Origin of the sequence: Actinotalea endophytica, from assembly GCF_025717005.1 — a bacterium.
Lineage (GTDB): Bacteria > Actinomycetota > Actinomycetes > Actinomycetales > Cellulomonadaceae > Actinotalea.
Genome location: NZ_JAOVZU010000001.1, coordinates 511,490 through 524,259 on the forward strand (window position 1 = coordinate 511,490; position 12,770 = coordinate 524,259).

Sequence of the window (12,770 nt, forward strand, 5' to 3'; positions counted from 1 at the left end):
CCCACCCGCGGTGGCCTTGCACCGGTGCGTCGTGCCGCCCGGATCCCGGAATACCTGCCGTCCACCTGCTGGGCGCCAACTATGCTCGCGACGTCGTCGGGGCCCAGCAGCGGGTCCCTCCCGCCAGCAGGGAGTCGTCGCCGTGGCCGTGATCGTGCAGAAGTACGGGGGTTCCTCCGTCGCGGATGCCGAGGCGATCAAGCGGGTCGCGAAGCGGATCACCGAGGCCAAGCGCGCCGGGGACGACGTCGTGGTGGTCGTCTCCGCGATGGGTGACACCACCGACGAGCTGATCGACCTCGCGAACCAGGTCAGCCCGCGCCCGCCGGAGCGCGAGATGGACATCCTGCTGACCGCGGGCGAGCGGATCTCGATGTCGCTGCTCGCGATGGCGATCGCGAACCTCGGCTTCAAGGCACAGTCGTTCACCGGCCAGCAGGCGGGCGTCATCACCGACGACTCGCACGGCCGCGCGCGGATCGTCGCGGTCAAAGCCGACCGGATCCACCAGGCGCTCGCGGACGGCAACGTCGCGATCGTCGCAGGCTTCCAGGGCGTCAACGCGAGCAACGACGTGACCACGCTCGGCCGCGGCGGCTCGGACACCACCGCGGTCGCCATGGCGGCCGCGATCGGCGCCGACGTCTGCGAGATCTACACCGACGTCGACGGCGTGTTCACGGCCGACCCGCGGATCGTGCCCACCGCGAAGAAGATCTCCCGGATCAGCTACGAGGAGATGCTGGACATGGCCGCCAGCGGCGCGAAGGTGCTCAACCTGCGCTGCGTCGAGTACGGCCGCCGGCACGGGGTCGACATCCACGTGCGCTCGTCGTTCTCCGCGCACAACGGGACCCTCGTCACCGACCGCCCCCTTCCCGAGGGAGAAGGACAGATGATGGAACATCCGCTGATCGCCGGTGTCGCGCACGACCGCACCGAGGCGAAGGTCACCGTCGTCGGGGTTCCGGACGTGCCCGGCACGGCCGCGCGCATCTTCGAGGTGGTCGCGGCCACGGGCGTGAACATCGACATGATCGTGCAGAACGTCTCCGCGGCGCAGACCGGGCTGACGGACATCTCGTTCACGCTCCCGGCCGACGACGGCCAGAAGGCGATCACCGCCCTGACCGACCACGAGCAGGAGATCGGCTACGCGTCCCTGCAGTACGACGACCAGATCGGCAAGCTCTCGCTGATCGGCGCCGGGATGAAGTCCCACCCCGGGGTCTCGGCGCGGCTGTTCGGTGCGCTGCGCGACGCGGGCATCAACATCGAGATGATCTCCACCTCGGAGATCCGGGTCTCGGTCATCACCCGCGCCGACCAGCTCGACGACGCGGTGCGCGCGGTGCACACCGCGTTCGACCTGGACTCCACCGAGGGCGAGGCCGTGGTGTACGGAGGTACCGGACGATGAGGGGCTTCAGGGTCGCCGTGGTCGGTGCCACCGGCCAGGTCGGTGGCGTGATGCGCAGGCTGCTGGCCGAGCGGGCGTTCCCGGTCGACGAGATCAGGTTCTTCTCCTCGTCCCGGTCCGCGGGGAAGGTGCTGCCGTGGGCCGGCGGCGAGGTCGTGGTCGAGGACGTCGAGACCGCCGACCTGTCGGGGATCGACATCGCGCTGTTCTCCGCGGGCGCGACCGGGTCGCGTGCGCACGCCCCGCGGTTCGCGGACGCCGGCGCGATCGTGATCGACAACTCCTCGGCCTGGCGGCGTGACCCCGAGGTGCCGCTCGTCGTGGCCGAGGTCAACCCGGACGACGTCGACATGACGGTCAAGGGCATCATCGCCAACCCGAACTGCACCACGATGGCCGCGATGCCGGTGCTCAAGCCGCTGCACGCCGAGGCCGGCCTGGAGCGGCTGATCGTCTCGACGTACCAGGCGGTCTCCGGTGGCGGGCTCAAGGGCGTCGCCGAGCTCGAGTCGCAGGTCCGGGCGCTCGAGGGCGCCGACATCGCCGCCCTCACGCACGACGGCGGCGCGGTCGACTTCCCCGAGCCGGTGATCTACAAGCGGCCGATCGCGTTCAACGTGCTGCCGATGGCCGGCTCGATCGTGGACGACGGGCTCGGCGAGACCGACGAGGAGCAGAAGCTCCGGCACGAGTCGCGCAAGATCCTGCACATCCCCGACCTGCGGGTGTCCGGCACCTGCGTGCGCGTCCCGGTCTTCACCGGGCACAGCCTGTCGATCAACGCCGAGTTCGCCCGGCCGATCTCGCCCGAGCGCGCCACCGAGCTGCTGGCCGACGCCCCCGGGGTCGAGCTGAGCGACATCCCCACGCCGCTGCAGGCGGCCGGCCAGGACCCGTCGTACGTCGGGCGGATCCGGGCCGACGAGGGTGTGCCGGACGGTCGCGGTCTCGCGCTGTTCGTCTCCAACGACAACCTGCGCAAGGGTGCCGCGCTCAACGCGGTGCAGATCGCCGAGCTCGTCGCGGCCCGCCGACAGTAGTTGCACCGGGCGGCCGCGCCGCTCAGCCGAGCCCGCGCTGTGCCACCCAGGTCAGCGCCACCCGCTCGACCAGGTCGAGCGGCAGTGGCTCGGCGAGCGGGAAGTGCAGCGTGCCCTTGCCCTTGCGGTACGGCTCGATCGCCTCGGCGAGTGCGGGCTCGTCCTCGAGCGCCGGGATCGGGTACATCGCGACGTGCTCGGTCCACCCCGCGAGGTAGACCAGGGCCTTGCCCCGGCAGGTGACACCGAGGATCTGGTAGCCGAGCCGCTGGCCCGGTTCGGGGATCGCCGCGACGACCCTGTCCCGCATCGCCTCGACCGCGGCCCTCGGCTCGGGTGCGAGGCCGTCGAGGTAGGCCTGCAGGTCCGGCGGGACCGGCAGCGGGTCGGTCGTGGACTCACTCATGGCCCCACGATGCCAGCCGGGACGGACACCCGCGCCCGCGGGGGCCCCGGCCGCCTAGGGTCGGCTGCGTGGCGCACGCGGACCTGAGGAGGCGACTGCTCGCCTGGGTCGTCCTCGGGGCGCTCGTGGCGGTCGCGAGCCTCGCCCTGGGCGCGGTCGGTCTGCCGAGCCCGGTGCTCTTCGGGGCGCTGCTGGCCGGCCTCGGGTACGCGCTCGTGGCGCGTGACGTGCCGGCTCTGCCGTCCCGCGTGTTCACCGCGGCCCAGGCGGTGCTCGGCGTCGCCATCGGCACCTCGTTCGACTCGGCGACGCTGCAGACGCTCGGCAGCAGCTGGGCAGCCGTCCTGCTGATCAGCCTGGCGACCCTCGCGCTGAGCGTGGGCGCCGGTCTGCTGCTCCGGCTGCACCCCGCGGTCAGCGCCGCGACCGGGACCTTCGCGCTGATCGCGGGCGGGGCCTCGGGCATCGTCGCGATGGCCCGGGACCTGGGCGCCGACGAGCGGGTCGTCGCCGTCGTGCAGTACCTGCGGGTGCTGATCATCCTGGCAGGGATCCCGCTCGTGGTGCAGGTGGTGTTCCACGGCCAGGCCACCGGGGCGACGACGGCGGCTGCGGCGGCCGTGCCATGGTCGGACCTGCTGCTCGCGGCGGTGTGCGTCGTAGTCGGGCTCGTCCTCCAGCGGTTCCTGCCGATCCCTGCCGGTGCCCTGCTGTGGCCGCTCGCGGCCGTGATCGGCCTCGCGCTCGCCGGTCACTCGATCCAGGTGCCCGGGTGGCTCCAGGCCGGAGGCTTCGCGCTGATCGGGCTGCAGGTCGGGCTGCGGTTCACCCGGGAGAGCCTGCGCACCGTCGCGAGCGTCCTGCCGCTCGCCGTCCTGCTGATCGTGGCGCTCATCGCGCTCTCCGCCCTGCTCGGCGTCGCACTCGCGCGGATGACCGGCGTGACCGTCCTCGACGGCTATCTCGCCACCACCCCCGGCGGCCTGTACGCGGTGCTGGCGGCGGCCGTGGGTACCGGCTCGGACGTGACGTTCGTGCTCGGGGTCCAGCTGGTGCGCCTGCTCGTCATGCTCGGTGCCGCGCCGCTGCTGGCGCGAACCCTGCGCCCGCGCGCCGAGTCGCACTGACACCCCACGGCTTCGCCGCGTGGTGTGCTCGGTCGAGCCGTCAGACCAGACCGGCCCGGAGTCGTCGCCAGAGGTCGTGGGCCTCGACGACCCGTGGCGCGAGGCTCGGATCGATCGCCATCGCCTCCTCGGGCCACGCCGTGCCAGGCGAGGTGAGCGCGGCGGCGCCGTCCGCGCCGTAGAGGGTCTCGCGCGACCACTCGAGCTGGACCACGTCGACGATCGGGCGCGACAAGCGGCTCGGGACGGCGTACTCGTCGCGGAAGCGGACCGTCTCCTCCGCACCCTTGTACGGGTCGTTGATCGTGAAGCCACGGGCCGAACCGAAAGCCTTCACGTAGCACTGGCGCAGGGCGCGGACCGCTTCCGGACGCATCGAGGTCGGTTCCAGGCCGCCGTGCCCGTCGGGGATCCCGGGGTCGGCGTTGCTGTCGCCGCGCGTGCCGAAGTCGACGAAGGTCGGCAGGGTGTCGTCCACCGGCTTCGGAACGGCGAGACGGTCGTCGGCCGTCAGCGTGAAGGCGCTCGTGTCGTGCAGCCCGACGACGAGCAGCCCGCTGAGCCGGACGGCGTCCTCGGCGCTCAGGTCGGCAGGGGAGACCTGCGCGAGCATCGTCCGCTTCGCGGCCAGGACCTGTGCGATCACCTCGCGAACCGTTGCCCGGTAGACGTCCACGGTCCGGCCGGCGGCGTCGTCGAGCACGTCGAGGAACGTCTCGGGATCTGCGAGCACCCGATCGAGGTCGAGGACCGGCCAGCCGGCGAACGTGACCGGTCGGACCGCATCCATGCCGGACAACGACGGTCGCGTCCCCTGCTCGAGCGCCGCCCGGGACCGCCGGACGGCCTCGACGAGCTGGCCGCCCAGCTGTGATCGGACCGGGCGGAAGCGGTTGGGGTCGAGCACCAGGCGGTTGACCGGGTTGCGCACGTAGACGACGTGCGGGTCGAGACTCGCCCAGTGCCGCCCCAGCGCATCGGACGCGACGTCGGAGAAGTCGATCCGGCGGCGATCGGACAGACCGGGTGCGAGCCACTCCTCGAGCTCGACAGGCAGGGCCACGGAGGCGTGCGGGTCATGGACGACGACGTCGACGAGGGCGAGATCCGTCGAGTCGTCACGCACCACGAGCTCCGCCGGGTCGGTGACGTGACCCGCAGGGAGGTCGAGCCGGGTCGCGAGCCGGCACGGATCGAGGTCAGCCATAGAACGTCGCCCCGATGGCGAGGCCGACCAGCACCGAGACGGTCGCCATCACCAGCATCCCGATCGTGAACGAGTGGTAGATCACGAACCTGCTGATCCTGGTCGTGCCGGTGGCGTCCAGCTCGATCGTTGCCAGCTGGGAGCCGTTGATCGGGAACGTGTAGAGCCCGATGACGGCCATCCACATCGCGGTCAGCTGCCAGGGCTCCATCCCGAGGGCGATCCCGATCGGGATGATCGCGATGGTCGCCGACGACTGGCTCGTGGTGAGGGCGGCCACGACGAACAGGGCGACGGCGATGAAGATCGGGGAGTTGTCCGCCAGGTTGCCCAGGCTGGTGACGATCATGTCCTGGTTCGCGGCGATGAACGTGTTCGCGAGCCAGGACACGCCCCAGAGCGCCACGATCGCGCTCATGCCGGAGCGGAAGACCTGCGAGCGAGGCACATCGGCCGACTTGGCGCGGCACCACAGCAGGATCACGAGGGCCACGATGAGCATGATGATCTGGATCATCGTGGTCATCTCCAGCGGCACCGGGCCGTCCTCGCCCGGGACCGCCGGACGAAGCTGGTCGAAGATCCCGAACAGCAGGATGAGCAGGATGCCGCCGCCGAAGATCCACGCGGCGCGCTTCGCCGCCGGTGAGGCCTCGCCGACGTCGACCGGCTCGGGCGCGGTGACCTCGCCGGCCGCGAGCCGTCGCTGGTACACCGGGTCTCGATCGAGGGGCTTGCCGATCCGGTTCTGCACGAGGGCCGCAGCTCCGATGGCCACGGCGGTGGAGGGCAGCACGATCGACAGGATCTGGGTGATCTCGAAGCCCAGCGGCGCCATCAGACCGACCATGATCGCCATCGCGGAGGAGACCGGGCTCGACGTGATCCCCATCTGCGAGGCCGTCGGTGCGATGGCCATCGGCCGTTCGGGCCGGACCTTGTTGCCGTAGGCGACCTCGTAGATCACCGGGAGGATCGAGTAGTAGACGAAGCCGGTGCCGGCCCCGGTGGCGAACAGCCACGCCACGTACGGGGCGATGAACGTCACCTGGTTCGGGTGCGCCCGGATCACCCGCTGTGCGATCCCGACCAGGTAGTCGATCCCGCCGGCCGCCTGCATCGCGCCGGCGGCGGTCACGACTGCGAAGATCACGAAGATCGCCGAGGTGGGGACCGAACCCGGGGGGAGACCGAAGACCCAGACCAGGACGAGGACGCCCGCCGCGCCCCACAGGCCGACAGTCATGCCCTTGGTGCGCACACCCAGGGCGATCGCAAGGAGAACGGTGGCGGCCTGAAGTGCGAGTTCCATCGCATTCTCCGAGATCCTGCAGAGGGTCAGGTCCGGACAAGCCCGAAACTAGCACCGGCGATCACCCGGCGGTCGGGCTCTGCGGGTGACGGCTCGCGTGCGACCGGCCGTGCGGGACCGGTGGGTGTCGGTGGATCAGCGGGCGAACCAGGGCTGCGGGTCGATGCCCGCCTGCTGCCCGTGCTGCCAGGCGCGTGCGCGCTGCAGCCACTGGACCGACGCCTCGGTGATCGTCTCGGGCAGGGCGTCCGGGTCGAACCAGCCGACCTCGGTCGACTCGTCGTCCGCGACGTGCGCCTCGCCCCCGACCGCCCGGCACAGGAAGCCGACGTCCAGGTACTGCGCGCGGTCGCCGTTCGGGTACCGGATCGGGTCCCCGCTCGAGACGCTGGTCAGCGCGACGACCTCGGCGTGCACCCCGGTCTCCTCCAGCACCTCTCGTACGAGCGCGATCGCGGGCTCCTCGCCGGGTTCGAGGATCCCGCTCGGCACGGCCCACCGACCGTTGTCGGAGCGGCGGCCGAGCAGGACGCGGCCGTCGTCGTCGAGCACGACGCCGGAGACGCCGGGCAGCCACAACAGGTCGGTACCGACCTTCTCGCGGAGCCGGAGGACGAAGTCGGGGATGGGCACCGGTCGAACCTACCGGAGCAGCCGGCGGCCGGGCCGACGGGCTGCGAGCCCGGTCAGGCGGTGCCGGCCCGCTCAGGCGGCCCCTTGCTCCACCTTCTTCTCCGCCTTGCGGGTGGAGAACGCGACGAACACCAGCACGACGCCCTCGATCAGGAGCCACAGGCCGAGCATCCAGGTCAGGAACACCAGGGAGATGCCGGGGCTGCTGAGCACCACGATGCCCGCCGCGATGCTGATCACACCGCCGACGAACGTCCAGCCGCGGCCGGGCACGCCCGGGCGGAAGGCGGCGACCACCTGGAGGACGCCGCTGACCAGCCACCACGCCCCGATGATGATCGCCAGCACGGCGAGCGTCTGCAGCGGGTGGCGCAGGGCCAGCACACCGGCCAGCAGGGCGAGCGCACCGAGCAGTCCGAGCAGGACCCGGCCACCACCCGAGGCGTCGTCGTCGGAGAACGCCGCCACCAGGTAGTAGATGCCGCTGATGAAGATCTGGACGGCGAACAGCACGGCGATCACCAGCAGCGTCGCGCCGGGCCACACGAGGACCGCGACGCCGAGCAGCGCGGTGAGGATCGCGAACGTGAGGATCAGGCCCCAGTGCCGACCGGGGCCGACCACGCTCGCCCGGAACGGGTCAGGGTTGACTGCGGCTGCCGCACCAGACATCGGGGTCCCCTTCGTGAGGATGATCAGGTGGACCTGACGCTACGCCGGTCACCTCACCCGGGTCAGCCGAGAACGACCCCGGTCTTCGGGTCGTCGATCGGCAGGTCGCCGTCGACCACTGCGGTGACCGTCTGCTCACCGAAGGTGACCGCCCCGCCGATCGTGGTGAGGAACGCGGTGTCGGCGGCGTCGCGACCCGTGGCGATCCGCACCATCGATGCGCGCGGCGCGAGCCGGGTCGCGTCCACGACCTCCCACTCCTCGCCGGTCCACGCCTCGGCGACCGCGTGGAAGTCCATCGGCTCCAGGCCCGGTGCGTAGACCGCCACCAGCCGGGCAGGCACGTCGAGGGCGCGCAGCACCGCGACCGTGGCGTGCGCGAAGTCGCGGCACACCCCGGCGCCGGACAGCAGCACCTCGCGAGCGCCGTCGGTGCCCCGCGTGCTGCCCACCACGTAGTCCAGGTGCTCGGCGACCCAGGTGCCCGCGCCGCGGATCAGCTCTGTGCCGGAGAGGTGACCGAGCTCACGGCCGGCGAGCCCGAGGAGCGCGTCCGACTCCGCGTAGCGACTCGGTCGCAGGTAGGTGACCAGGTCCAGCGGGTCCGTCGGGGACGGCAGGTCCCGGCCGGTGACGGTCGCGCGGTAGGCGATCTCGAGGTGCCCCACCCCCGCGTCGAACCGGTGCAGGCGGGTGCCGTGGCCGTCGGTGAGCTCGGCGAGGTCGAGCGGCGCGCCGTCGAGGGTGACGTCGAGCCGTTCGTCGATCGACCATGCGCCGTGGGCGACCGAGACGGCCAGCGCGATGCCGGCCGGCTCGGTGACGTCGGCGGTGAGGTGGGCTGAGACGTGACGCACGGGAGCTCCGGAGGTTGTCGGGCAGTGGCGGGCAGAGGCCGGCGAGAGCCGCGGGCCGGGACGAGACAGGCCCCCGGTCCGCAGCCGCGGACCAGGGGCCAACTCACCGAGTCGGGGTGGCGGGATTCGAACCCACGACCTCTTCGTCCCGAACGAAGCGCGCTACCAAGCTGCGCCACACCCCGGGGAGCCACGCAAGAATAGCCCAGCCGCGGACCCGTCGTGAAACTCAGCGTGCGACGAGCGTGAGCAGGGTCGCCTCGGGCGGGCAGGCGAAGCGCACCGGGGTGAACGGGGAGGTCCCGAGGCCGGCCGAGACGTGCAGCCAGACCGAGTCCTCGCCCTTCGGCTGGTCGGGCCGGGCAGCCGGCCAGCCGTGCAGGCCCTTCGCCCGTCGGGTGTCCAGGTCGCAGTTCGTCACCAGGGCGCCCCAGCCGGGCACGGCGAGCTGCCCGCCGTGGGTGTGCCCCGCGAGGATCAGCTGAGCACCGTCGTGCTGCATCGCGTCCAGCACCCGTCGGTACGGCGCGTGGGCCACGCCGATCTCCAGCACGGCGTCGGCGTCGTGCGTGCCGTCCGGGAACCGGTCCAGCTCGAGGTGCGGGTCGTCGACGCCCACCAGGGACAGTCGCCGTCCGCCCGCGACCACGACGTCACGCCGGTTGTTCAGGTCCACCCAGCCCGCGTCCGTGAACAGGCGGGCCAGGGCGTCGGCGGGCAGCCGCGGGTGCTCGGGCCGTACCCGCCGCCCGTCGTCCGGCATGAGGTAGCGGGCCGGGTTCTTCACGACCGGCGCGAAGTAGTCGTTCGACCCCATGACGAACGCGCCCGGCACGGACAGCAGCGGGTCCAGCGCGTGCGCGAGCGCGGGCAGGGCGTCGCGGTGCGCCCAGTTGTCGCCGGTGTCCACCACGAGGTGCGGTTCCAGCTCGGCCAGCTCACGCAGCCAGGCGATCTTGTCGTCCTGGTGCGGCGTGAGGTGCAGGTCGGACAGGTGCAGCACGCGCAACGGGGCCTCGCCGGGCGGCAGCACCGGGACGGTGAAGCGCCGGAGCGTGAACCGGTGCGCCTCGGCGAGGGCGTACGCCAGCCCGGCGCCCGCGGCGAGCGCCGTCCAGCCCAGCCCGCGCGCGGCGGTCGAGGTCCCCACTCAGCCGGTGGTGTCGTTGTTGTTGCGACCGGGCGGGTTGACCTTGTCGTTGCCGTTGTTGTTGCCGTTGTTGTCGCTCGGGGTGGGGGTCGGCGTGGGCTCGGGACCCTTCGAGATCGACAGCGTCACGACCGAGCCGCGCACCGCGCGGGACCCGCCGCCGGGGCTCTGCGCCCCGATCGTGCCGGCCGGCGCATCCGAGTACACCTGGCCGTCCGCGATCTTCACGTGGAAGCCGGCGGACGTGATGGCCGCGGACGCCGCGCTCGGCGACATGCCGGTCACTCGCGGAACGGTGCGCTGCACGCCGTTGATCATCGAGCTCGGCGGAGCGGTGAACCCGAGCACCTCCATGCCTTGGCTCGCGGGCTCCATGAACGCGCGCCACGCGGGTGCCGCGATGCTCGAACCGTACGGTCCGTTCCAGTAGACCTTCCCGTTGATCGTCTGTTGGTGCATCGAGTACGTGCCGTCCGGGTGGCCGACCCACACCGCCGTCGCCATCTGGCGGGTGAAGCCGACGAACCAGGTGTGCTCGTTCTCGGACGTGGTACCGGTCTTGCCGGACGCGGGGCGGTTGTCGGACAGTCGCGGGACGTTCTTGGCCGTTCCGGTCCACACGAAGCTCAGGGCGTACGTCACCGCGCGAGCGAGCTCCGGCGTGATGGCCTGGTGGCAGCCGGCGTCCGGGACGGGGACGTCGTTGCCGTCCGCGTCGGTGATCGACTCGATCGCGATCGGCGTGCAGAACACGCCGTCGGCCGAGAAGGCCGCGAAGGCGGAGGCCATGGTCAGCGGCGCGATGTAGTCGGTGCCGATGACGTTGGCCGGCGTCACGGTCAGGTCGTTACCGGAGCCGGTGTGCACCCCGAGGTCCTGGGCGCCCTGGAAGATGCCGCACAGGTCGACCTGGCTGGCCATGTCGGCGAACGCGTTGTTGACCGAGTTCCGGGTCGCGTCCAGCACCGTCATGAACCCGGCGCCGCCCTCGGAGTTGCGCAGCTTCCAGTCGGTGTTGGCGAAGCCGACCCCGCAGGACGATGCGTCGAACTCGCCCAGCTTCCAGGTCTGCGGCGTGCCGTCGACCACCTCGCGCAGCGCGCGGCCCTCCTTGAGCCACTCGAGCAGCGTGAACGGCTTGAACGTCGACCCGGGCTGGAAGCCCTGCGAGCCGCCGTAGGCCTGGTCGGTGTTGAAGTTGACCGCGGTGTGCCCCGGCTCGGGGTCCTGCTGGGTGTCGTAGGTCCGGTTCTGCGCCATCGCGAGGATCTTCCCGGTGCCGGGTTCGACCACCGACATCGCGACGCCGACCCCGGACGGGTCGGTCTGCGGCACCGCGCCCTGGACCGCGGCCACGGCGAGGTCCTGCTTGGGCCGGTCGAGCGTGGTGCGGATCGTCAGGCCGCCCTGGTAGAGCTTCTGGCGACGTTCTGCGGCGGTCTCGCCGAAGACGGGATCTGTCGCGAGGATCTTGGTGACGTAGTCGCAGAAGTACCCGGAGCCCTGGACGGCCTTGTCGGCGCCCGAGCAGCCGAGCTTCGTCTGGCCGAGCTTGAGGGTGTCGGCGATCGGGGTCGCGATCCCGGTGTCGTACTCCTCCTGCGTGATGTCGCCCTCGCGGAGCATGTCGTGCAGGACCTCGTTGCGACGGGTCTCCGACTTCTCCGGGTTGCGCTGCGGGTCGTAGGCGATCGGGCTCTTCGTGACGCCGGCGATCGTCGCCGCCTGCAGGTAGTCGAGGTCCTTCGCCGAGACGGAGAAGTACAGCTGTGCGGCGGCCTCGACGCCGTACACCGACGCGCCGAACTGCGCGATGTTGAGGTAGCCCTCGAGGATCTGGTCCTTGGTCATCCGCTGCTCGAGCGAGATCGCGAGCTTGGCCTCGCGGAGCTTGCGGGCGTAGCCCTCGGCGCCCGACGCGTCCTTCGCGTCGGCGATCGCCTGGGCGCGCTGCTGCGGGTCGTCGATCCGCAGCGCGGACTGGATGAGCATGTTCTTGACGTACTGCTGGGTCAGGGTCGAGGCGCCCTCGGTGTCCTGGCTCAGCGCGTTGTTGAGGAACGCGCGGGTCATGCCGCGCAGGTCGACGCCGCCGTGCTCGTAGAAGCGGCGGTCCTCCACGTCGATGACCGCGTTGCGCATGTTGTCGGAGATGTCGTCGAGCGGGACGACGATCCGGTTCTGGTCGTAGAACTCGGCGAGCACCGATCCGTCTGCGGCGAGGATGGTCGACTTCTGGGACAGCGGCGGGGTCGCGAGGTCGCCCGGCAGCTCGTCGAAGAGCTCGGTCGTGGTCTGGGCCAACGCGCTGGTGGACGCGACGGCGGGCATCAGCAGGCCGGATGCGAGCACGCCACCGGTCACCGCGACGAGCACGAACGCCATCATCAGACCGATCGCCTGCAGTGCGTTGACCTGGCGGCGACGCACAGGGCGGGAGGCAGACATGGCCACCAGGGTACGGGAGGACCCCCGTCCGGCTCGGTCACTCGCGTGAAGGGCTGGTGCAGGTTCGTGCGGTTCACGGCGGCACAAGGGACCGAACGGCCCATTACGACACCGCATGGGACGAACTACCGTGATCGACACGGGGGAAGGAGCACGCGTGCACGACCAGCACTGGACCGCGTACGGCGCCTGCGGCTCCGCCGCTCCGGACGACCTCTTCGTCGAGGGCGCGGCGCAGCGGGCCGCGCGAGAGGTGTGCCTGCGCTGCCCCGTGCGCTTCGAGTGCCTGGTCGACGCGCTCGACAACAAGGTCGCGTTCGGGGTCTGGGGCGGCATGACCGAGCGCGAGCGGCGCGCGCTGATGCGCCGCTACCCCGACGTGGTCTCGTGGCGCGAGCTCCTCGAGGCCGAGCCCGAGCTCGCCATGGTCGGCGGCGCGCACCCTCTGCCCTTCGCCGTGCCGGAGCGTGGAGCCGCGGACCACGGGTAGCGTGCCGC

Annotated in this window: 12 protein-coding genes and 1 tRNA gene; 4 read left to right on the top strand and 9 right to left on the bottom strand. The window is 71.5% G+C overall.

Annotated elements, in window-relative coordinates; all coding sequences use genetic code 11:
- Positions 1–142 precede the first annotated feature (142 nt).
- A complete protein-coding gene (locus OEB99_RS02505) occupies positions 143–1,420 on the top strand; it encodes an aspartate kinase (RefSeq protein ID WP_263508099.1) in 1,278 nt (425 codons plus the stop codon).
- Entirely contained in the window at positions 1,417–2,460 is a 1,044-nt protein-coding gene (locus OEB99_RS02510; protein ID WP_263508100.1) for an aspartate-semialdehyde dehydrogenase, read from the top strand. The genes OEB99_RS02505 and OEB99_RS02510 overlap by 4 nt, the downstream gene beginning before the upstream one ends.
- Before the next feature lie 22 nt (positions 2,461–2,482).
- On the opposite strand, the gene OEB99_RS02515 is transcribed toward OEB99_RS02510, so the two are convergent.
- Entirely contained in the window at positions 2,483–2,866 is a 384-nt protein-coding gene (locus OEB99_RS02515; protein WP_263508101.1) for an iron chaperone, read from the bottom strand.
- Positions 2,867–2,934: 68 nt separating this feature from the next.
- On the opposite strand from OEB99_RS02515, the gene OEB99_RS02520 reads away from it, so the two are divergent.
- Positions 2,935–3,993, top strand: coding sequence for an AbrB family transcriptional regulator (locus OEB99_RS02520; RefSeq protein WP_263508102.1), 1,059 nt, complete (start codon positions 2,935–2,937; stop codon positions 3,991–3,993).
- 40 nt (positions 3,994–4,033) lie between these two features.
- On the opposite strand, the gene OEB99_RS02525 is transcribed toward OEB99_RS02520, so the two are convergent.
- The 8 genes from OEB99_RS02525 to OEB99_RS02560 form a co-directional block, all read right to left on the bottom strand.
- Positions 4,034–5,200 carry an N-formylglutamate amidohydrolase gene (locus tag OEB99_RS02525; protein ID WP_263508103.1) on the bottom strand — a complete coding sequence of 389 codons (1,167 nt, stop codon included), beginning with the start codon at positions 5,198–5,200 and terminating at the stop codon, positions 4,034–4,036.
- Positions 5,193–6,512 (bottom strand): anaerobic C4-dicarboxylate transporter family protein, encoded by a 1,320-nt coding sequence (locus OEB99_RS02530; protein ID WP_263508104.1) that lies wholly within the window; start codon positions 6,510–6,512, stop codon positions 5,193–5,195. The genes OEB99_RS02525 and OEB99_RS02530 overlap by 8 nt, the downstream gene beginning before the upstream one ends.
- Positions 6,513–6,647: 135 nt before the next feature.
- Complete coding sequence (locus tag OEB99_RS02535) at positions 6,648–7,145, bottom strand: NUDIX hydrolase (protein ID WP_263508105.1); 498 nt, start codon at positions 7,143–7,145, stop codon at positions 6,648–6,650.
- A gap of 72 nt (positions 7,146–7,217) precedes the next feature.
- Positions 7,218–7,817: an HdeD family acid-resistance protein gene (locus OEB99_RS02540; RefSeq protein ID WP_263508106.1), complete on the bottom strand. Its 600-nt coding sequence runs from the start codon at positions 7,815–7,817 to the stop codon at positions 7,218–7,220.
- Positions 7,818–7,879: 62 nt separating this feature from the next.
- Positions 7,880–8,674, bottom strand: coding sequence for a transglutaminase-like domain-containing protein (locus OEB99_RS02545; protein ID WP_263508107.1), 795 nt, complete (start codon positions 8,672–8,674; stop codon positions 7,880–7,882).
- Between the two features lie 111 nt (positions 8,675–8,785).
- A tRNA-Pro gene (locus OEB99_RS02550) sits at positions 8,786–8,859 on the bottom strand.
- 44 nt (positions 8,860–8,903) lie between these two features.
- A complete protein-coding gene (locus OEB99_RS02555) occupies positions 8,904–9,824 on the bottom strand; it encodes a metallophosphoesterase (protein WP_263508108.1) in 921 nt (306 codons plus the stop codon).
- On the bottom strand, positions 9,825–12,272 hold the full coding sequence (locus tag OEB99_RS02560; RefSeq protein WP_263508109.1) for a penicillin-binding protein: 2,448 nt from the start codon (positions 12,270–12,272) through the stop codon (positions 9,825–9,827). It abuts the gene before it with no gap.
- A gap of 157 nt (positions 12,273–12,429) precedes the next feature.
- On the opposite strand from OEB99_RS02560, the gene OEB99_RS02565 reads away from it, so the two are divergent.
- Entirely contained in the window at positions 12,430–12,762 is a 333-nt protein-coding gene (locus OEB99_RS02565; RefSeq protein ID WP_489667138.1) for a WhiB family transcriptional regulator, read from the top strand.
- Positions 12,763–12,770 lie beyond the last annotated feature (8 nt).